General features: G+C 66.2%; 17 protein-coding genes. 7 read left to right on the forward strand and 10 right to left on the reverse strand.

The genetic code is table 11. From position 1 onward, the window contains the following. Nucleotides 1-49 precede the first annotated feature (49 nt). From AC1DYM_RS05865 to mnmG, 4 genes are all read right to left on the reverse strand, one after another. Nucleotides 50-1,846 (reverse strand): autotransporter outer membrane beta-barrel domain-containing protein, encoded by a 1,797-nt coding sequence (locus AC1DYM_RS05865; protein ID WP_477336875.1) that lies wholly within the window; start codon nucleotides 1,844-1,846, stop codon nucleotides 50-52. A gap of 291 nt (nucleotides 1,847-2,137) precedes the next feature. Then, nucleotides 2,138-4,489, reverse strand: a complete 2,352-nt coding sequence (locus AC1DYM_RS05870; RefSeq protein WP_477336877.1) for a Tex family protein — start codon at nucleotides 4,487-4,489, stop codon at nucleotides 2,138-2,140. Between the two features lie 105 nt (nucleotides 4,490-4,594). Next, nucleotides 4,595-5,365, reverse strand: a complete 771-nt coding sequence (locus AC1DYM_RS05875; protein WP_477336879.1) for an RDD family protein — start codon at nucleotides 5,363-5,365, stop codon at nucleotides 4,595-4,597. 85 nt (nucleotides 5,366-5,450) lie between these two features. Beyond that, nucleotides 5,451-7,325: a tRNA uridine-5-carboxymethylaminomethyl(34) synthesis enzyme MnmG gene (mnmG, locus tag AC1DYM_RS05880; protein WP_477336881.1), complete on the reverse strand. Its 1,875-nt coding sequence runs from the start codon at nucleotides 7,323-7,325 to the stop codon at nucleotides 5,451-5,453. A gap of 583 nt (nucleotides 7,326-7,908) precedes the next feature. Between mnmG and AC1DYM_RS05885 the strand changes: the two genes are divergently transcribed. Next, nucleotides 7,909-8,085, forward strand: a complete 177-nt coding sequence (locus tag AC1DYM_RS05885; protein WP_477336883.1) for a hypothetical protein — start codon at nucleotides 7,909-7,911, stop codon at nucleotides 8,083-8,085. A gap of 7 nt (nucleotides 8,086-8,092) precedes the next feature. Here the strand turns inward: AC1DYM_RS05885 and pepN are convergent, their stop codons facing one another. Continuing rightward, on the reverse strand, nucleotides 8,093-10,741 hold the full coding sequence (gene pepN, locus AC1DYM_RS05890) for an aminopeptidase N (protein ID WP_477336885.1): 2,649 nt from the start codon (nucleotides 10,739-10,741) through the stop codon (nucleotides 8,093-8,095). 76 nt (nucleotides 10,742-10,817) lie between these two features. Here pepN and AC1DYM_RS05895 point away from each other — a divergent pair, with 76 nt between their 5' ends. The 3 genes from AC1DYM_RS05895 (at nucleotide 10,818) to AC1DYM_RS05905 (ending at nucleotide 13,410) form a co-directional block, all read left to right on the forward strand. Further along, nucleotides 10,818-11,822, forward strand: a complete 1,005-nt coding sequence (locus AC1DYM_RS05895) for an aldose epimerase family protein (RefSeq protein ID WP_477336887.1) — start codon at nucleotides 10,818-10,820, stop codon at nucleotides 11,820-11,822. After that, complete coding sequence (locus AC1DYM_RS05900; protein ID WP_477336889.1) at nucleotides 11,819-12,763, forward strand: threonine ammonia-lyase; 945 nt, start codon at nucleotides 11,819-11,821, stop codon at nucleotides 12,761-12,763. Before AC1DYM_RS05895 ends, AC1DYM_RS05900 begins: the two co-directional genes overlap by 4 nt. A 92-nt stretch (nucleotides 12,764-12,855) precedes the next feature. After that, nucleotides 12,856-13,410 carry a DNA-3-methyladenine glycosylase I gene (locus AC1DYM_RS05905; protein ID WP_477336891.1) on the forward strand — a complete coding sequence of 185 codons (555 nt, stop codon included), beginning with the start codon at nucleotides 12,856-12,858 and terminating at the stop codon, nucleotides 13,408-13,410. A 10-nt stretch (nucleotides 13,411-13,420) separates the two neighbouring features. Here AC1DYM_RS05905 and bioC read toward each other — a convergent pair whose 3' ends face one another. The 5 genes from bioC to bioB are packed head-to-tail and all read right to left on the reverse strand — an operon-like array spanning nucleotide 13,421 to nucleotide 18,072. Continuing rightward, nucleotides 13,421-14,308: a malonyl-ACP O-methyltransferase BioC gene (gene bioC / locus AC1DYM_RS05910; RefSeq protein ID WP_477336893.1), complete on the reverse strand. Its 888-nt coding sequence runs from the start codon at nucleotides 14,306-14,308 to the stop codon at nucleotides 13,421-13,423. Continuing rightward, nucleotides 14,305-15,078 (reverse strand): pimeloyl-ACP methyl ester esterase BioH, encoded by a 774-nt coding sequence (gene bioH / locus AC1DYM_RS05915; RefSeq protein ID WP_477336895.1) that lies wholly within the window; start codon nucleotides 15,076-15,078, stop codon nucleotides 14,305-14,307. Before bioH ends, bioC begins: the two co-directional genes overlap by 4 nt. After that, complete coding sequence (locus tag AC1DYM_RS05920) at nucleotides 15,075-15,824, reverse strand: sulfurtransferase (RefSeq protein WP_477336897.1); 750 nt, start codon at nucleotides 15,822-15,824, stop codon at nucleotides 15,075-15,077. The genes bioH and AC1DYM_RS05920 overlap by 4 nt, the downstream gene beginning before the upstream one ends. Before the next feature lie 29 nt (nucleotides 15,825-15,853). Next, nucleotides 15,854-17,068 carry an 8-amino-7-oxononanoate synthase gene (bioF, locus tag AC1DYM_RS05925; protein ID WP_477336899.1) on the reverse strand — a complete coding sequence of 405 codons (1,215 nt, stop codon included), beginning with the start codon at nucleotides 17,066-17,068 and terminating at the stop codon, nucleotides 15,854-15,856. Next, complete coding sequence (gene bioB / locus AC1DYM_RS05930) at nucleotides 17,065-18,072, reverse strand: biotin synthase BioB (protein WP_477336901.1); 1,008 nt, start codon at nucleotides 18,070-18,072, stop codon at nucleotides 17,065-17,067. Before bioB ends, bioF begins: the two co-directional genes overlap by 4 nt. Before the next feature lie 425 nt (nucleotides 18,073-18,497). On the opposite strand from bioB, the gene AC1DYM_RS05935 reads away from it, so the two are divergent. The 3 genes from AC1DYM_RS05935 to AC1DYM_RS05945 all read left to right on the forward strand — a co-directional run bounded on the left by AC1DYM_RS05935 (nucleotide 18,498) and on the right by AC1DYM_RS05945 (nucleotide 19,719). Beyond that, entirely contained in the window at nucleotides 18,498-19,025 is a 528-nt protein-coding gene (locus AC1DYM_RS05935) for a Panacea domain-containing protein (protein ID WP_477336903.1), read from the forward strand. Continuing rightward, nucleotides 19,025-19,438: a hypothetical protein gene (locus AC1DYM_RS05940; protein WP_477336905.1), complete on the forward strand. Its 414-nt coding sequence runs from the start codon at nucleotides 19,025-19,027 to the stop codon at nucleotides 19,436-19,438. The genes AC1DYM_RS05935 and AC1DYM_RS05940 overlap by 1 nt, the downstream gene beginning before the upstream one ends. 74 nt (nucleotides 19,439-19,512) lie before the next feature. Further along, nucleotides 19,513-19,719 (forward strand): hypothetical protein, encoded by a 207-nt coding sequence (locus tag AC1DYM_RS05945; RefSeq protein WP_159892876.1) that lies wholly within the window; start codon nucleotides 19,513-19,515, stop codon nucleotides 19,717-19,719. Nucleotides 19,720-19,725 lie beyond the last annotated feature (6 nt).

A 19,725-nucleotide genomic window follows, 5' to 3' on the forward strand; every position in this document is an offset into this window, starting at 1 on the left:
CCTGAGGGTTCGCCGATGAATCGGCTCCTACAGGGGGCGCTTGGCGGGATCAGAAGGCCATTTTCACGCCGAGGTTCAGGCTGTTGTTGCGCTGGGTGTCGTCGCCGAAACGGCCGCTGTAGGCAGCCCAGCCGCTCCAGGTCTGGTTGAAGTCGGCGGTGAGGCCGAGGTCCGCCGTGGCCCAGGTCTTGTCCGGGGTGAAGCCCTGGATGTCGAAGCGACCGCTCATGCTCATGAGGCCGGCGGTGACATAGCGGGCGTCGGCACGACCATCGTGGTTGTAAGCGACTTCAGCGAACGGGTGCAGCACGGTGTTGCCCGACTGCCACGAACCCTGCACGCGCCAGCCACCGGTTTCGATGCGGGAGTTGCGGATCTGCTTGCCGAAGTTCATCGCCGTGCTGTCGCCGCCGTACTCGTTGTAGCCGAACACGCGCAGCTGCTCGAAGGCGAGGCTGACGAACGGGCCGGTCTTCAGCGTCTCACTGCCGAACCACCAGCCGCCCTGCAGGCCGCCACCGACATGCGAACCGTCGGTCTTGCCGGTTTCGGTGCGACGCGCGGCGCCGAGGTCGATGCGACGATCGATGTCGGTGAAGCTCAGCTGGCCGAAGCTGGCAAAGCCGCCAACGTAACCGCCGCCGGCGTGATAGAACGCGTACGCCGAACCGGCGATGTCCGTCATCTTGTAGCCACCACCGCCGGAGAAGTCGGCGTTGGTCGAGGCGACACCAAGGGCGACGCCCATGGAGACGTTCTCGTTGACCTTGGCGTCGGCACCAACGGTCAGGTTGACGTTGTCGCTGTCTGCCTTGGGCGAGGTATCGGTGGACTTGAAGCGCTGCTGGCCGTAGTCGGCCGAAGCGAACACGCGCGTATCGGCGCCGAAATTATCGGCCATCATCTGGTTGCGCAGCACGCGGGTGTGCGCTTCGCTCGTGGCGAGGCCGGCTTCGCCCAGCAGCGAGATCTTCTGCGGCGCTTCGATGATCGAGACCGCGTACTGGCCGAGCAAGGCGTGCGCGGCCGTGGTCGGGTGGATGCCGTCGGCGAACAGGTAGGTCGAAGCAGCGTTCGGATCGCGGAGCGTGGCCGGCGTGCAGGTGATCGAGCTGGCGGTGGTGCAAGCCGGGACGGTCACGTTGGTGAAGCCGTACGTGCCGGGGCTGGCGATGACTTCGTTGAGCAGGGCGTAGGTGTCGATCGGCACGATGCCGCGCTGGGCCGAGGCCAGGCCGCCGGAGAGGATGCCGTTGTAGACCTGGGTCAGCTGCGTGATGCCGGCGGACGCCGCGGCGCCCTGCGACATGGCCGCCGGGGTCTTGCCCACGTCCGGCAGGTTGAAGACGACGATGGTCTTCGCGCCGGCCGCCTGCAGTGCCTTGATCTGGCCGACTTCCTGGGTCGCGGCGGTGGCCACGACGACCTGCGCGGTCGCCGGGTTGGCCGTCGCGGCGAGAAGGTCGTTGGCGCCGATCCACATGGTGTACAGCGCGTTCGGGTTGGCCTTGCCACCGTTGGCGGTCAGGTATTGCTGGATCTGCGCGGACGTCGCCGGCACAGGATTTGGAATCGCTGCGCGCGCACCGCCGAAGGCGTAGTCCGTACCGCCTGCCAGCGAGGGGTTCAGCGCCAGGTTGAAATGCTTGGCGATGTTCTCGACGGCGGTCGAGCCCGGATTGGTGGTGAAGCGGGAGATCACTGGCGAGCCGGACAGGATGGAGACGTTGCCGCTGTCGCTCAGGCTGTCACCGAACGAGACGACCTGCTGGAATCCGTCGGCGTGCGCCCCGGCACTGAACAGAAGGGCGGCACCGATGGCACCGGCAAGATGGCGAATACGCATGTGGTTCACTCCGTGTGTGGGGCGTTAGAGAAACGTTACGGTAATAGAAGCCATACGCCGGCGCATGCTGCGCCGCCGCACTGGCAGAGCCGCGTCGCGGGCGACGTCAAACGGTAGGAGCCGATTCATCGGCGATCCCGCGGCAGCAGGCCACGTTACGGCCAGCACCCTATCGCCGATGAATCGGCTCCTACCAAAGCGGGAGCGCTATCGGCGTTGAGGAAAATCTCGGATCTTGCCGAATAGGGGCGCCTCCATCCGGCCTCGAAACGGCCGGATGGAGGCGACGCCTTACTTCTTCTGGGCGCGGTTGAAGGCGTCGGCGAAAGCGCTGTTCGCCGGTGCGGCGACCGGCTTGGGCGGCTGCGGCGAACGATTGCCGCCGCCACCGCCACCCTGACCTCCGCGGCGGTTACCACCACCGCCGGTCGAGGTGTCGCCACCCTGCGCCGGACGACCACTGCGGGCCTCACCCGGCACGTCGTCGAGACGCATGCTGAGGGCGATGCGCTTGCGCGGCAGGTCTACTTCCATGACCTTGACCTTGACCACGTCGCCAGCCTTCACCGCATCGCGCGGATCCTTGACGAACGTGTGCGACAGCGCGGACACGTGAACCAGACCGTCCTGATGGACGCCAATGTCGACGAAGGCTCCGAACGCCGCCACGTTGGTCACGCGGCCCTCGAGCACCATGCCGACGGCGAGGTCTTTCAGGTCCTCGACACCTTCGGCGAAGCTGGGCGCGACAAATTCCGGACGCGGATCGCGGCCGGGCTTCTCGAGTTCCTTGAGGATGTCGCGCACGGTCGGCACGCCGAACGTCGCGTCGGTGAAATCCTCCGGCTTGAGGCCACGCAGGAACGAGGTATCGCCGATCACCTGTTTCACTTCGCGACCGCACTGCTTGAGGATGCGTTCGACGACCGGGTAGGCCTCGGGATGCACTGAGCTCGCATCCAGTGGGTTGCTGCCGGCGGAAATGCGCAGGAAGCCGGCGCACTGCTCGAAGGCCTTGTCGCCGAGGCGAGGCACCTTGAGCAGGTCCTTGCGGCTGGGGAACGGACCATTGGCATCGCGATGCTTCACGACGTTCTCGGCGACGCTGGAGGACAGGCCGGCGACGCGTGCGAGCAGCGGTGCCGATGCCGTGTTGACGTCGACACCGACCGCGTTCACGCAATCCTCGACGCGGGCATCCAGGGCGCGTGCGAGCTTCACCTGGTTCACGTCGTGCTGGTACTGGCCGACGCCGATGGCTTTCGGCTCGATCTTCACCAGCTCGGCAAGCGGATCCTGCAGGCGGCGAGCAATGGACACGGCGCCACGGATCGACACGTCGAGTTCCGGGAATTCCTTCGAGGCAAGCTCGGACGCGGAGTACACCGACGCGCCAGCTTCGCTGACGACGACCTTGGACAGGTTGAGGTCGGCGTGTTTCTTGATCACTTCCGCCGCCAGCTTGTCGGTCTCGCGCGAGGCCGTGCCGTTGCCGATCGCGATCAGGTTCACGCCGTGCTGCTTGCTCAGCTGCGCGATACGCGCGACGGACTGATCCCACTGGTTGCGCGGCTCGTGCGGGTAGATCGTGTCGAAGGCGAGCAGCTTGYCCGTCGCATCGACGATCGCGAGCTTGCAGCCGGTGCGGATGCCCGGATCCAGGCCCATGACGGTTTTCGCGCCGGCGGGCGCGGCGAGCAGGAGATCTTTCAGGTTGTCGCCGAAGACGCGGATGGCTTCGTCCTCGGCGCCTTCGCGCACGCGGCCGAACAGGTCCAGCGTGAGGTGCAGATGCAGCTTCACACGCCAGGTCAGGCGGACTGTCTCGCGCAGCCAGGCATCGGCGGCACGGTTGCGGTTGACGATGCCGGCGCGCGCGGCGACGCGGCCTTCGCCTTCGGCATGGCCCTGGTCGGCGTCCACGCCCGGATTCAGGTCGATCTCCAGCACGCCTTCATTGCGCGCACGCATGAGGGCGAGCAGGCGGTGCGACGGAATCTTCGACACGGCTTCGCTGTGGTCGAAATAGTCGCGGAACTTGGCGCCTTCGTTTTCCTTGCCGGCGACGACGACGGCACGGATCTGACCCTTGTCCCACAGCCAGTCGCGAAGCTCGCCGACGAGGGCGGCGTCTTCCGCGATCGACTCCATGAGGATGGCGCGCGCACCGTCCAGCGCGGCCTTGGTATCGGCAACGCCCTTCTCGGCATCGACGAAGCCCACGGCAACGGTTTCCGGGTCTTGCGAGGGATCGTCACGCAGGCCGAGCGCCAGCGGCTCGAGGCCGGCTTCGCGGGCGATCTGGGCCTTGGTGCGGCGCTTGGGCTTATACGGGAGGTAGAGATCCTCCAGGCGTGCCTTGGTGTCGGCGCTGAGGAGATCCGCCTTGAGGGCGTCGGTCATCTTGCCCTGCTCGACGATGCTCTCGAGGATCGCGGCGCGGCGGTCTTCCAGCTCACGCAGGTAGCGCAGGCGCTCTTCGAGCAGCCGCAGCTGAATGTCATCCAGACCGCCGGTCACTTCCTTGCGGTAGCGGGCGATGAACGGCACCGTGGCGCCGCCGTCGAGAAGTTCCACCGCGGCGCGCACCTGTTCGGGCTTCGCGGCGATGTCCTGGGCAATTCGTTGTTCGATGCTCTGCATGTGGTTCCTGTGCGTTGCTCGGCCGGCCGAAACGTCGGGTCGAGCCGTGGATGATAGCAAGCACAGGTAAGACCCCGATCCAGCGGCCGGGTCGGGGTCGCTCGATCAGGCGTCGAAGCGGCCGCTGTCGCCGTTACGCGGCGCGACGACGGGCGCCGGTGTCTCGTTCGCGCGGCCGGTCAGCACGTAGGTCCGGGCCAGCAGGTCATGCACGCCCTGCTTGCGTTGGGTAAAGGCGGCGACCACGTAGCAGATCATCGGAAGCGGCACGGGAAAGCGCAGCACATTGGTCAGGCGCACGGCGTTGCGGCCGGCGCTGCGGGCCAGGGAGATGCGCTGGCCGTCCGTGTCGGTGACGCGGATGCCGACAGCCATCTTGCCGGGCGTGGCCTGCCACTTCGAAGCCTCGAACAGGGTGTAATAGACGTAGCCGATGACCATCAGCACGTAGGTGATCGGCAGCATCGCCGCGGCATAGGCCTGGAAGGCCGCCACCTGGTCGGTCTTCATCTGCTCGAGGAAGGCGGTCGCGATGGTGCTCAGTCCCATGCCCAGGCTGATGGCGGTGAACGGCACGATGAGGATGAGGTAGTCGATCACCCAGGCGCCGAAGCGCAGCCAGAAGCCGGCGTACTCGGGTGCGGCCACGTCGGTGACACCCATGAACGGCGGCGGGGAGGGTGGCATGGGCGGCACGCCGTCGGCGATGCTCGGACGTTCGTCGGGGAACAGCTCGCCCAGCGGGCGCCAGTCGACCATGCCGTCGTACCAGCCCAGCTCGTCGGGACGGCAGGTACCGTCGCGCAACCACTGACGGATCTCGTCGTCCGTGTAGGGGCCGAAGCGTTCACCGTTGCGTCCGATCCAGACTTGCATGGTCTACCTTTTCACTGATGCGCTGACAGGCGCCGATGATGCCAGATGGATCGGGGCGCCGCCGACTGCGGTTCGGCACATACGCCTACGCAGCGCGACGCTTCAGGTGGACCAGCAACAGCGAGATCGCCGCCGGCGTGACGCCGCTGATGCGAGAGGCCTGGCCGATCGTCACGGGGAGTGCTCGCTTCAGCTTGAGCAATACCTCAGAGGAAAGCCCGCGCACGCGGTCGTAGTCGAAGCCCTCGGGTATCGCCGTGGACTCGTGCCGACGCTGACGCTCGATCTCATCGCGCTGGCGCTCCAGGTAGCCGGAGTATTTCGCCTGCACTTCCACCTGCGTGGCGACCTCGGCGTCGTCCACCGGCGGCCCCAGTTCGGCGACGGCCGTCAGGGTGGCGTAATTCAGTTCCGGACGGCGGAGCAGGTCGAGCGCGTGCGTTTCGCGACTCACTGCGATGCCGAGCGAGCGTTCGATGGCGGCACCCAGGGCATTGGTCGGCGCTGCCCAGATGCCTCGCAACCGTGCGGTCTCGCGTTCCGCCGCGTCACGCTTGGCCTCGAAGCGACGGAAACGATCCTCCGGAACGATGCCGCGCGCATAGCCGTGTGGCGTCAGGCGGAGGTCGGCGTTGTCCTCGCGCAGGTGCAGGCGGTACTCGGCGCGCGAGGTGAACATGCGGTACGGCTCGATCGTCCCGTTCGTCGTGAGGTCGTCGATGAGCACGCCGATGTAGGCCTCGTCGCGCCGCGGATACCACGGCGCGTCGCCGCGCACGGCAAGCGCCGCGTTCATGCCGGCGATGAGGCCCTGCGCACCGGCTTCTTCGTAGCCGGTGGTGCCGTTGATCTGACCAGCGAAATACAGGCCCGGAATATTCTTCGTTTCCAGCCACGGGTGCAGGCCGCGCGGATCGAAGTAGTCGTATTCGATCGCGTAACCTGGGCGTGTGATGTGCGCGCGCTCGAAACCGGGGATCGACCTCACCAGGGCGTACTGCACATCGAAGGGCAGCGAGGTCGAAATACCGTTCGGATAGATCTCGAAGATGTCGAGCCCTTCCGGTTCGACGAAGATCTGATGCGAGGTCTTGTCGGCAAAGCGGACGACCTTGTCCTCGATCGACGGGCAGTAACGCGGACCGACACCTTCGATCTGCCCGCTATACAGCGGTGACCGGTCAAGCGAGCCACGGATGAGATCGTGCGTCGCCTCGGTCGTATGCGTGATCCAGCAGCTCACCTGACGCGGATGCTCTGCTGCCGAGCCCATGTAGGAGAAGTGCGGCGCGGGATCGTCGCCGGGCTGTTCCTCGAGCACCGAGAAATCGATGCTGCGGCTGTCGATGCGTGGCGGCGTGCCCGTCTTCAGGCGCTCGGCGGCGACCGGCAGTTCACGCAGCTTCGCCGCCAGCGTCGACGCCGGCGGATCGCCGGCACGGCCGCCCGCGTACTGCGCCGAACCGATGTGGATCTTGCCGGCAAGGAAGGTGCCTGCCGTCAGCACCACGGCGGGGGCGTGGAAGTCGAGGCCCATCTGCGTACGCACGCCCGCGACCCGTCCGTCTACGAGGAGGAGGTCGTCGACGGCTTGCTGGAACAGCACGAGGTTGGGCTGGGTTTCCACCATGAGGCGGATTGCCGCTTTGTATAGGGAGCGGTCGGCCTGGCAGCGCGTCGCGCGTACGGCGGGGCCCTTCGATGCGTTGAGCGTTCGCCACTGGATGCCGGCACGATCCGCGGCACGCCCCATGGCGCCGCCGAGGGCGTCGATTTCCTTGACCAGATGTCCCTTGCCGATACCGCCGATGGCCGGGTTGCAGCTCATGTGCCCGATCGTTTCGWTGTTGTGGCTGAGCAGCAGGGTACGCGCGCCGGCGCGCGCCGATGCGAGGGCGGCTTCGGTGCCGGCGTGTCCGCCACCGACCACGATGACGTCGTAGGTTTCTGTATGTAGCATCGTTTGGGTTTGCGCGAAGGGCCGGAGTGGCCATTTTACGCCTGCCGGGGGATCGACGCTGCGTTGCAACGTGACCGGGCCGCGGCAGGTCTTGGCACGGCTCGTGCTTTCTATTCCGTGCACTTCACCCGGGCAGACGCTGCGCGATCACACGCGCGCCGAGACCGAACGACAGGGGTTTGGTCGTGTGCCGGAGGAAGGAAGCGGGATGTGGGCAAGGATGCCCCATTCGGTTTATCGAATGAGATCTGGCGCCCGGCGGTCTCAGGAACAGGGGGAATCCAGGATGACCGTGCTGCCGGGCGCCAGAAACCGAGTGACTGGCACGAAGAGCCGAGGCCAACGCCTCGGCTTTTTTTCGTTGAAATGAACACTACACCGTTCGAATGAACTGTGTGTGACTTTTTCGTCAACGAGGTGCTCGATTTCGGCAATTGGTGACGCAGTACGTCAGTTTCTCCCCGGGGGCGAGATCCGATGTGATCCAGCGCACATTTTTTCTCGCGCTACGGCGTGTGGCACGGCCGATGCATCGCAACATCCCGACCACTGAAGGAAGGGGCTRCACGCCATGAACGCTGTCATGTCCACTAACGAACCGATGATCCGCCACCACGACCTGCTCATCGAATTGGGCAGCCTGGAAATGGCCATGGAGATGCTGAGCGAGCGCAATGCGGTGGAGCAGGGTCGCCTCCGTCCGCGGATCGAGCAGCGCCTCGCGCACATCCGCGAAGCACTGGCCGGCATGAACGACTGACCTGGGCTCAGCCCAGGGCGACCCGCGCAAGAATATCGGTGAGATCGCGCGACAGATCCTTGCGTGACGCCAGCTCCGCGACCACCGCATGCGCCGACTCGCGGCGAACGGGCTCCAGGCGCTTCCAGCCATTGAAGGCCGTCGCCACGCGCGCGGCGACCTGCGGATTGAGGGCGTCGATCGCCACCAGGCGATCCGCCAGCCAGCGATAGGCGGCACCGTCCGCACGATGGAAGCCGCTGGGATTGGCCCGCGCGAAACTACCGAGCAACGACTGCACACGATTCGGGTTTTTCAACGTGAAGGCGTCGTCGCGCTCCAGTGCCTGGATGCGTCCGAGGGCAGTCTCGCCCGGCAGCTGCGCCTGCACCGCGAACCACTTGTCGAGCGCCAGCGCATTGCCTTCGTAGCGTTGGCGGAAGTGGGCGAACGCGGGCGTCGCGGCATCCGGATCCACCGTCGCCAGCGTGGCCAGCGCCGCCAGCCGATCGGTCATGCCGGGCGCTTCGTCATATTGCGCGCGTGCCAGGTCACGCGCATGGGCTTCATCGACCAGGGAGAGCAGGTCGAGGACGCGGCGCTTCAGCTGCCGCTGGGCCTGGCTTGCCGCGTCGAGCGCCGCACTGGTCGCCGCACGCAGCGCCTCGTACCGCGCACGCAGGGCAGGCACGCCGATCCGGCTGGCCAACGCCCGCAGCATGGCCTGGCGGCTGGCGCGGATGCGGTCAGGGTCACGCTCGGGCTGGCGCTCGACGAGTTCGATCTCGCCGGGTGGCGTGAGCAGCTCGGCAAGCAGCGCGTCTTCGACGGACGGATCGCCGAACAGCTGGGCGAGCGCCATGGTCCAGGCGCCGATCGCGGCGCCATCGACCTTGCCGTCGCGGCAGTCGTCATAGGCCAGGCCGGCGAGCTGCTGTCCCGCTTCCCAGCGATTGAAGCCGTCCGGATCGTGACGGAGCAGGACGCCGAGCTCCTCCGGCGCATAGTCGAACTCGAGGATCACCGGCGCGGAGAAACCGCGCAGCAATGACGGTACCGGCGAGCTGGCGATGTCTTCGAAGACGATGCTGCGCTCGGCGCCGTCGAGCACGATCGTGCGCTCGGCCGAGCCGGCGGTGGCTTCGCCTTCCAGTCGCAGTGGCAGGGCCTTGCCCGAGGCGTCGAACAGCGACAGCCGGACGGGGATCGGCAGCGCATGCTTGACCGTCTGTCCCGCGCTGGCCGGCGTGCGCTGGCGCAGGATGAGCCGGTAGCGCGACTGTGCCGCGTCGTAGCGCGCTTCTGCCGTCAGCCGCGGCGTGCCGGCCTGGGCGTACCACGCGAGGTAGGCAGAGAGATCGGTGTCATTGGCGTCGCCCAGCGCCTTCAGGAAGTCCTCGATCGTGGCGGCGTCGCCGTCATGGCGCTCGAAGTAGAGATCCATGCCCTTGCGGAAGCCGTCGCGGCCGAGGTGGCCGGCGAGCATGCGCACGAGCTCGGAGCCTTTCTCGTAGACGGTGGCGGTGTAGAAATTATTGATTTCGCTGTACTGCGACGGCCGCACGGGATGCGACAGCGGACCGGCGTCTTCGGGGAACTGGGCGCGACGCAGCAGCGCCACGTCTTCGATGCGCTTGAGCGACACCGAATTCATGTCCGCCGAGAAACTCTGCTCACGGAATACCGTCAGGCCTTCCTTCAGGCTGAGCTGGAACCAGTCGCGGCAGGTGACGCGATTGCCGCTCCAGTTGTGGAAATACTCGTGCGCGACCACGGCTTCGACGTGACGGTATTCATCGTCGGTGCTCGAGTCCGGATCGGCCAGCAGGTATTTCGCGTTGAAAATGTTGAGACCCTTGTTCTCCATCGCGCCCATGTTGAAATCATGGGTGGCGACGACGTGGAACACGTCGAGGTCGTAGTTGCGCCCGTAGGTGCGCTCGTCCCACTGCATGCTGCGGATGAGTGAATCCATCGCGTAGTCGCAACGGTCGATGACATCGGCTTCGGCCCAGATGTGCAGGGCCACCGCACGGCCATCCGCCGTGGTGTAGTCGTGACTGATCCGCTCCAGGCGTCCCGCGACCAGGGCGAACAGATAGCTCGGCTTCGGGTGCGGATCGACGAAACGCGCCCAGTGCCGGCCATCGGCAAGGTCGCCCGTGCCATCGGGATTGCCGCCGGCGAGCAGCACCGGGAAGCGTTCACGGTCGGCGCGCAAGGTCACGGTGTACTTCGAAAGAACGTCCGGTCGGTCCGGAAAATACGTGATGTGACGGAACCCTTCGGCTTCGCACTGGGTCAGCAGGAAACCGCGATCACGGCTGCCGGAAAGGTACAGGCCTTCGAAGGCGGTGTTCTCCGCCGGGCGCACCGCCACGCGGGCGCCCAGCGTGCAGCGGTCGGCATCGACGGCCACTTCCAGCACGCCGTTGGCGAGGATGTACTCGCCGTCACCCAGCGGACGACCGTCGAGAGTCAGTTCCAGCAGTTCGATGCCTTCACCGTTCAGGCGAATCGGCTCGTCGGCCTGCCGTACCAGGGTGAGCCGGCTGGTGACCTCGGTATGGTCGATGCCGAGATCGAACTCGAGCACCACCTCCTCGACAGCCCAGGCAGGCGGGCGATAGTCGGCAAGGCGGATGACGGAGGTGGGGGCGTCGGAACGATCACTCATGGCGGTAGGACAACACATGTTCTGGTCTGACAGGCAGGCTAACATGCGGTCGGATTCGTCAAAAGGAAGCCTCCCCATGTCCCGATTCACCGTGACGCGCTCCACCCTGGGCGCCAACGAGCTGGTGGTGCTGGTCGACGCCGACGCCGACCGCGAGGTCCGCATCGCCCGGCGTGGCGCCACCGTGCTGTCGATCACCACCCGCTGGCGCGATGAAACGCGCCCCGTGACCGACGGCTTTCGCGACGCCAGGGAACTGGTCGGACACAAGGGGTCTCGCTTCGCCATCATGACCCCGTTCGCCAATCGCGTTAACGATTCCCGTTACACATTTGAAGGAACGACCTACGATTTGCAGCCAGGTGCCGTCGGTGCCGATCGCGCCAGTCGTCACGGGTTCCTTCGCGGCACCCTGTTCGACGTGCAGCGTGAACAGGGCGACGACAGCAAGGCGTCGGTCACGCTCGTCACCGACGCGATCCGCCCGGGCGTGAACCCGGGTTACCCGTTCGCCCTCGACTTCAGTGTCACCTTCACCCTCGACGAGCACGGTCTCACGGTGGAAGCGAAGACGCGCAATGTCGGTGAGCACGCCGCACCGACGTTCTTCGGCTGGCACCCGTATTTCCGCCTGTCGGAAAATCCGATCGAGACGTGGGAACTGCGCGTGCCGGCGGACAAGGTCATCGCCACGGACAAGGACTTCATTCCGTTGCCCGGCACGAGTGCCTGGCAGGCGATGGACAAGGCCGACCGCGCGCTCGATTTTCGCAAGGCGCGCGCCATCGGTGCGACCGAACTCAATCACACCTATGCCGACCTCCAGCTGGATACCGATGGCAAGGCCCGCACACACCTGCGCGACCCGAAGACGGGTGCAGGCATTGCGGTCTGGCAGGAGCGCGGCGTGATGCTCGTGTTCACCTCGGACACCGCCGACCGCGATGCACGTAAGTCGGTGGCGCTGGAGCCGATGGAGTGCATGCCGGACGCCTTCAATCGCGATGACTGCACGCCGTTGATCACCCTGGCTGCCGGCCAGGAGCGTCGCTTCGTCTGTGGCGTGGAGTTCGACGCGTGACCTTGCCGACCTTCGCGGATGTCCGCGATGCCGCCGCACGTATCGCTCCCTACGCATTGGTCACGCCGGTCCTGCGCAGCGATCGCATCGACGCGCTGGTTGGCGCGGCTGTCGTCTTCAAGTGCGAGAACCTGCAGCGTGGCGGCGCGTTCAAGTTTCGCGGTGCGACCAACGCGGTATGGTCGCTCAGCGACGAGGATGCTGCGCGTGGTGTCGTGACTCACTCCTCCGGGAACCACGGGAACGCCCTGGCGATGGCGGCGCGCACGCGCGGGATCACGGCACATGTCGTCGTCCCCGAAGGCGCCGTGAAAACCAAGGTCGACGCGATCGTGGCTGCAGGTGCCACCGTACACCGTTGCGAGCCGACTACCGCCGCCCGTGAGGCGAAGGCGGCGGAACTCATGGCGAGCACGGGCGCAACCCTTGTGCATCCCTACGCCGACTCACGGGTGATGGCCGGGCAGGGAACCCTGGTGCCGGAGCTGCTCCGGCAGGCGCGCGGGATCGACACGATCCTCTTTCCCGTCGGTGGCGGCGGTCTCGCGTCCGGTTGCTCGATCGCCGCTCATGGCATGGACCCGGCCATCGTGCTGTTCGGCGCCGAACCCGAAGGCGCCGATGACGCCGCGCGTTCCCTGGAGGCCGACGAGCGCGCGGGGCCATTCACTGCGCATACGATCTGCGACGGCCTCCGTACGCTGATCGGTGAGCCCAACTTTCACGTACTGCGCGAACAGGGCGTCACCGTGTTGCGCGTCAGCGATGCGGAAGTCGTTTCCGCCATGCGCCTGCTCTGGTCCGAATTGCGCGTCGTGGTCGAACCGTCCAGCGCGACGGTGCTCGCCGCGCTGCTGCGCTATCCGGAGCGGGTCGCCGGTCGTCGTGTGGGTGCGGTGTTGACTGGCGGGAACGTCGATCTGGACGACCTTCCCTGGTAAGCATTCGCACGACGCGCACCACCTGAAGCGGACATCCGTGGCACCTTTGCGTGGCTATTCTCGTCTCACCTTCAGGACGTGTGAGACGGGACATGCGATGTGCCTGGGCCGAACAGAGCGATGCCGAGCGCCTTTATCACGACACCGAATGGGGGCTGCCGATTCACGACGATCGACAGCTCTTCGAGCTGATCACGCTACGCGGCGCCGCAGCCGGGTTGTCCTGGCGCACGGTCCTCGGCAAACGCGCGTGTTACCGCCGGGTTTTCCACGGCTACGACCTGCCGCGTATCGCCAGGATGACAGACGTTGAACTGGCGATGGTTCGGCGCGACCGCGGCATCATTCGTCACCGCCTGAAGATTGCCTCGGTGCGCGGGAATGCGCGGGCGGCGCTCCGTTTGATCGAAACCGAAGGGTCGCTATCGCGCTTTCTTCGCGCCTTCCTCGACAGCGATGTCGCCGTCGTGCCATCGCGTTTCACCTTTGGCGTACGGACGCGAAGCGATGCCTCCGATGCCATGAGCGCGGTCCTGCACAAACGCGGCTTCCGCTTTGCGGGCACGGCTATCTGCTACGCGCTCATGCAGGCAACCGGCATGATCGACGGTCATGAGCCGGGTTGCGAGTACCGCGCCGGTCGTTGATCCGCGCTATTCAGAACGGTGTCTTTCGTCGCGATCCGCGCAGGTTCTCGATCGGGAAGCTGGCGATCTCGCCACTGCCCTCCCGTCGCGATTGTCCTGCGGGCGGGCCCCAGGCATGCGCCGTCACCACTTCCCACGTCGATGGAATGACGCCCTCGTGGCGTATGGCCTCGTAGGCATCGAGCATGCGTCGGTAGTGATGCTTCCCGGTGAGCCCGCGCTGGCGGTCCGCGTCGGCGTTGTTCGCGCCGAGTCCGCGCAGCTCATCGAGCAGTGCACGAGGGGTGGGATACGTCAACGTGTAACGCTCGGCAAACAGCACCGGATCGCGCAGGCCCGCCGTCAGCATGGCGTCGCCGACATCGTGCATGTCGAGGAAGCGTGCAACGTGGGCGTGCTGGTCGGCTGATGCCCAAGCGGCGCGAAGCTCGCTGAGGGTATCGGGGCCGAAGGTGGAGAAGGTCAGCAGCCCGCCCGGCTTGAGCACGCGCGCGCACTCGGTGAACAGGCGGGCGATGTCTTCGCACCACTGGAAGCACAGGTTGGAAAAGAGGATGTCGACGCTATGGTCGGGCATGGGCAAGGTGTAGGCATCCGCCGCGACGCGCGAGAAAGGCTTCAGCCAGCTGCTGTGCTGTTTCGCCTGGCGCAGCATCGGCAGCGCGAGATCCATCGCGATGACCTGGGCTTTCGGATAGCGTTTCTTCAGCGCCGCGCTGCCGCGGCCGGTGCCCGCGCCGACATCGAGGACGATCTCGGGAACCTGCTCGTACATATCCAGGCGATCGACCAGGGTCGACTGCACTTCGCGCTGGAGCGCGTCGTGTTTCTCGTAGGTGCCGGCGGCGCGACCGAAGTTGCGCCTGACCTGGGTCCGGTCGAAATGAAATTCGCTCATGCGTCTGCTTCGGTGAACTGCGTCAGGACATCGGCCACGGCGTCCGCGTGTCCAATGAAGGGGGCGTGGCCGGCGTGGGCGATTTCCTCGAAGCGGCCGCCGGCCGCCTCGGCGCACCAACGCATGGCCTCGGGATGAACAATGCGGTCGCGCCGGCCGGCTATCCAGAGGCTGCGCGTGCGCAGATCGGACAGGCGCGGCCGAAGATCGGTACTTTCGAGCAGGCGGAGCCCTTCCATCAGCACACGAGGATCCGGCTCGCCACGGGAGAAGGCCTCTTCCTTCAGGCGCCGGGCTTCGGCGCGGGGATCGGCACTGCCCATCGCTTCGAGCGCGATGAAGCGCTCCAGCGTGGCGTGGTAGTCGGTTTCCAGGTCGGCGGCGAGCTTCTCGACCATGGCCGCATCGTTGCCGTAGGGCCAGCCCTCGTTACGCACGAACCGCGGCGTGGAGCACAGGGCGACGACGGCGGTCACCTGCTCGGGCAGGTCGAGGGCCGCGGTGAGTGCGACGAGACCACCGAGCGACCAACCCATCCACGTGGCCGGTGGGGTTGCCGCGGCGATGGCCTTCGCACACGCCAGTGGCTCGAGCGGGATGTCGCAGTCGCGCGAGCAGCCGTGACCGGGCAGGTCGACGACATACATCGTGTAGTGCGGAGCGAGCGCTTCGACCAGCGGCGCAAAAATCCCGCCGTGCATGGCCCAGCCGTGGATCAGCACCAGCGGTGTCGCGCCATCGCCATGGCGCTCGATGTGCAATCCGCTCACGGTGCGATGTCCGCTGCGTCGCTCGGCGCCAGCGTCGGGTCGACCGCGCCGCGCTCGTCGAAGACGAAGCAGTCGCCGCGCCAGTGCGCACCGCCGGCTTCCTCGAAATACTTCAGGATGCCGCCTTCAAGCTGGAAGACGTGATCGATACCGATCTCACGCATGTGGATGGCCGCCTTCTCGCAGCGGATGCCGCCGGTGCAGAAGGAGACCACGGTCTTGCCGTCGAAGCGTGCGCGGTCCGCGGCGATGGCCTCGGGGAAACCGGTGAAGCTCGACAAGCCGTACTCCACGGTGTTCTCGAACGTACCGGCCGCGACTTCGTAATCGTTACGCGTGTCGACCAACACGACCGGACGGCCGTCGTCGTCGTGCCCCTGGTCGAGCCAGCGGCGCAGGTCGAGCGGTAGCACGTGCGGCGCGCGGCCGTCCTCGGGACGGATCGAGGGCGCGCGCATCGTGATGATTTCCTTCTTCAGGCGCACGCGCATTCGCCCGAAGGGCACGTCGTCGGAGACGCTCTCCTTCGGTGTGATGTCGGCGAAGCGCGGATCCTCGTGCAGCCAGTTCACGAACGTCTCGATCGCCTCACGCGGAGCGGCCAGGAACAGGTTGATGCCCTCCGGCGCGAGCAGGATCGTCCCCTTCAGTGCCAGGGCCTCGCAGCGCTCGACCAGGCGCGCGCGAAGCGCGTCCAGATCGTCGAGGCCGACGAACTTGTAGGCGGAAATGTTGAGGATCGACATGGGCATAGGGGAAGGGACGCGGCCGCCCATTATACGGCGGCGGTCCCGCCGAGGCCGGGGAGGGCGCCAAGCGCCTCCAGGAGCGCATCGATCTGGTCGAACGAGTGGGCCGCCGAAAGGGTGATCCGCAACCGGGCGGCGCCCTGCGGGACCGTGGGCGGCCGGATAGCGACCACGAGGAAGCCGGCGGCTTCCAGGGCGCGCGACGCGGTCATGGCGGCCTCGGTCGAACCGACGAGCAGCGGCTGGATGGCGGTCGACGAGTCCAGCACGGGAAGCCCGAGCTGCTTCGCACCCGCGCGGAACCGGGCGATGTGTGCCCCAAGCCGCTCCCGGCGTCCGTCGGTGTCGGCGCGCACCAGTCGCAGCGAGGCGCGTGTCGCCGCGGCGAGGGCCGCCGGCATCGCCGTCGTATAGACGTAGGGCCGCGCAAACTGGACGATGGCTTCGATCAGGTCGTTGTCGCCTGCGACGAAGGCGCCTGCCGTGCCGAGCGCCTTGCCCAGCGTGCCCATCAGCACCGGCACCTGACGGGCATCGAGGCCGGCCGCCGCGACGCTGCCCGCGCCGTGGGGGCCCATCACGCCCAGGCCGTGCGCGTCGTCGACATAGAAAAGGGCGTGACGGTCACGGCAGAGCGCCGCCAGATCGGCAAGCGGCGCGATGTCGCCATCCATGCTGAAGACGCCATCGGTGGCCAGCAGGGCGGCATGGTCGGGTCGGGCCGCGAGCTGACGCGCCGCCGCCTCGGCGTCGCCGTGGGGATAGCGACGGAGCTCGGCGCCAGCCAGTTGGGCGCCGTCGATAAGACTGGCGTGGTTGAGGCGGTCCTGTACGCACAGGGCCTCGCCGCGGCCGGGAAGGCTGCCGGCGCCGAGCAGGGCCTGCAACGCGCCGAGGTTGGCCATCACCCCCGTGGAAAACAGCACGGCGCGCTGCCGGCCCGTCCAGTCCGCCAGCTCGTCCTCGAGCGCGGCGTGCTCGCCTCGATGGCCGGACACCAGATGCGCGGCGCCCGTGCCGACACCTTCGACAGCGGCAGCACGCGTCAGCGCGGCGACCAAGTCGGGGTGCCGTGCCAGACCGAGGTAATCGTTACCGCAGAAATCGATCAGCACGCGCCCGTCGACGAGGCGACGGCCATCTGCCGTCACCTCGCAGGCGCGCGCACGACGCAACAGGCCCTCCCGCTCGCGCTGTGCCCGCGCAGCTTCCACGCGGGCACGGAGGTCCGGCCGGCTCACGCCGCGTCGGCGCGTTCGACGATGTCCGCGTGGACCGTGCCCGGCTCGATCTCGACTTCCATCGGCTTGAGGCCGAGGCGCTCGAACAGGCGGCGATCGTGCTCCACATCGGGGTTGCCGGTGGTGAGCAGCTTCTCGCCGTAGAAAATCGAGTTGGCGCCGGCGGCGAAGCACAGTGCCTGCAAGGCGTCGTCCATCGACTCGCGGCCGGCGGAAAGGCGCACGACCGAGGCCGGCATGACGATGCGGGCCACCGCGATGCTGCGCACGAACTCGAACGGGTCCAGTGCCTCCGTACCGGCCAGCGGCGTGCCGGCGACCTGGACCAGGCGATTGATCGGCACGGACTCCGGATGCTCGGGAAGGTTGGCCAGCGTGGTCAGCAGGCCGGCGCGCTGCGCGCGCGACTCGCCCATGCCGACAATGCCGCCGCAGCAGGTCTTCAGGCCGGCCTGGCGCACGTGGTCGAGCGTGTCGAGGCGATCCTGGAACTCGCGCGTGTGGATGATCTCGCCGTAGTAGTCCGGCGCCGTATCCAGGTTGTGGTTGTAGAAGTCGAGTCCGGCCGCCTTGAGCGTGTCGGCCTGCGGCTGGGACAGCATGCCCAGCGTGGCGCAGGTCTGCAGCCCGAGGCCCTTCACGGCGGCGACGATCTCAGCCACCTTGACCACGTCACGGTCCTTCGGCGAGCGCCACGCGGCGCCCATGCAGAAGCGGCTGGCGCCGGCGTCCTTCGCGGCCTGGGCCCTGGCAAGCACGGCTTCCACGCTCATCAGCTTCTCGGCCTTGACGCCGGTGCTGTAGCGGGCCGCCTGCGGACAGTAGGCGCAGTCCTCGGGACAACCGCCCGTCTTGATGGAAAGGAGGGTCGACACCTGGACCGCATTGGGGTCGTGGTACTCGCGGTGCACGATCTGCGCCTGGAAAAGCAGATCGTTGAAGGGCAGGGCGAAGAGGTGCTCGACCTCCTCGCGGGACCAGTCGTGGCGGATGGCTGCGGTCATGGTGGGTTCCCGTGGCGAAGGCGCGCAGTGTCGGCGGGGGTCGGCTCACTGTCAACCTTGGTATGCACTTCCGAGTTTACAGTCAACGCCAAGCGCCTGAGCTATTTCGTGGCGCACGCTTCCCTAAGGCGACCTCGAAGCAACATTTGGCCGAGCACGCCACAGACACGACGCCTTCGTCTTACGGCGTTCATGTGGTGGTCGACGGCGACAATCCGGTTATCTAATCAAGGTATTAGGTCGCACCTGGATGCCGCCTACATCTCGAGCAGAGAATCCTCTACTGCTACACAAGGCTGCACGCCATTGCGAGCAAACGCTCACCTCCATAGAGTTTCGCCACGAAACAATCAGCCTTCGGGACTCGTCTTTCGAGTAAGTCTCGCGCTGTCACGCGCGCGTGTTTTTGCGCCATAGGAGAACCCATGTCGGCCTATTCATCGCTCTCCATCGCCAATGCCTTCCTTGAGCGCGGGAGAAGGGACGCCGTGCTGCTGTCCAGCATGCAAATGCATAGATTGCTGTATCTCGCCGAAGCGCACTCACATGCCCTGCGTAACCGGCGGCTGATCGAGGAAGAGCCTGAGGCCTGGGACTTTGGTCCCGTCTATCCCACCGTTTTTCGTGAGTTCGCCCGATTCGGTGCACGAACGATCGAGGGTCTCGCTGCTCCCATCGACGACCCCGCCGTGTACTTTCGCAACAAAGGCGTCCCCATCATCCCGGTACCGTCTCCCTCCGACGAGGATGTGAACAGCTTCTTGGATGCCGTCTGGAGTATGTACAAAGAGAAGACAGCAGGGCAACTCGCGGCAATGTCTCATATCTCGCAGGGGCCCTGGGCCAAAACGCTTGCGGCCGCTCGTGCGAGCGGCTTCTCGCGGGGAAATCCTCCGATTGCGTACGAGCTGATCGCGAGCTATTTCCGTCCTCCTGCAAAAGCGGCTTCCTGATGAATCGCGACAGCGATATTGGCGCTGCCGCCGAGGGCAAAGGCAAGGTGAACGAGTTCGGGCGGTTTGCTGAGAGCGAAGCGGCATTTCAGCGGGAATGCCGCGAACAGGAAAGTGAGAAACACTCGGCCGTCATGGCCGGACTCGATGCGGAGCTTCGCAATGCGAACAGCAATATCAAGCTGCGAAAGCGATACGCCAAGAGAGCTTACGCACTGGCGGGCGGATGCATCGTCTTTTGGATCATCATCGTCGGGGTTCAGGCGATAACGCATCTCGTGACGGATAAGTCGGCACTCGATGCCAGCGTGCTCATCGCGATAACGACGGGGTGCACGGTGAACGTCCTGACAGCCTTTCTTGCTGTCGTGAAAGGGCTCTTTCCAGCAAAGGAAAGGTCCTCCCAACCTTAACGGATGGTCAACGCCTTACGGCGCGTCCTCGACGACTCGCTTACTATGAAGTCGTTCCCACTGGAGGGTTGCACATGAGCGACGGACAGGGCAGCAGCGGCAACGTGCTTGCCGCGATCTGCAGTTTCTTCATTCCCGGCCTTGGTCAGCTGGTGCAGGGCCGTGTGTTCAAGGCGCTGATCATGTTCGTGATGGCCGCGGTGCTCTGGGTCATCTGGCTCGGCTGGATCATCCACCTGTGGTCCATCGTCGATGCGGCGCTCTACCGCCGCCGCTACTGATCGCAC

The sequence above is a fragment of the Luteibacter sp. P1_D3 genome, from assembly GCF_056406135.1.

Excerpts from the sequence above, each read along its gene's own strand:
- AC1DYM_RS05865 (WP_477336875.1), bottom strand. The coding sequence starts at position 1,846 with ATGCGTATTCGCCATCTTGCCGGTGCCATCGGTGCCGCCCTTCTGTTC.
- AC1DYM_RS05875 (WP_477336879.1), bottom strand. The coding sequence starts at position 5,365 with ATGCAAGTCTGGATCGGACGCAACGGTGAACGCTTCGGCCCCTACACG.
- AC1DYM_RS05885 (WP_477336883.1), top strand. The coding sequence starts at position 7,909 with ATGTCCACTAACGAACCGATGATCCGCCACCACGACCTGCTCATCGAA.
- pepN (WP_477336885.1), bottom strand. The coding sequence starts at position 10,741 with ATGAGTGATCGTTCCGACGCCCCCACCTCCGTCATCCGCCTTGCCGAC.
- AC1DYM_RS05895 (WP_477336887.1), top strand. The coding sequence starts at position 10,818 with ATGTCCCGATTCACCGTGACGCGCTCCACCCTGGGCGCCAACGAGCTG.
- AC1DYM_RS05905 (WP_477336891.1), top strand. The coding sequence starts at position 12,856 with ATGCGATGTGCCTGGGCCGAACAGAGCGATGCCGAGCGCCTTTATCAC.
- bioC (WP_477336893.1), bottom strand. The coding sequence starts at position 14,308 with ATGAGCGAATTTCATTTCGACCGGACCCAGGTCAGGCGCAACTTCGGT.
- AC1DYM_RS05920 (WP_477336897.1), bottom strand. The coding sequence starts at position 15,824 with ATGTCGATCCTCAACATTTCCGCCTACAAGTTCGTCGGCCTCGACGAT.
- bioB (WP_477336901.1), bottom strand. The coding sequence starts at position 18,072 with ATGACCGCAGCCATCCGCCACGACTGGTCCCGCGAGGAGGTCGAGCAC.
- AC1DYM_RS05935 (WP_477336903.1), top strand. The coding sequence starts at position 18,498 with ATGTCGGCCTATTCATCGCTCTCCATCGCCAATGCCTTCCTTGAGCGC.
- AC1DYM_RS05940 (WP_477336905.1), top strand. The coding sequence starts at position 19,025 with ATGAATCGCGACAGCGATATTGGCGCTGCCGCCGAGGGCAAAGGCAAG.
- AC1DYM_RS05945 (WP_159892876.1), top strand. The coding sequence starts at position 19,513 with ATGAGCGACGGACAGGGCAGCAGCGGCAACGTGCTTGCCGCGATCTGC.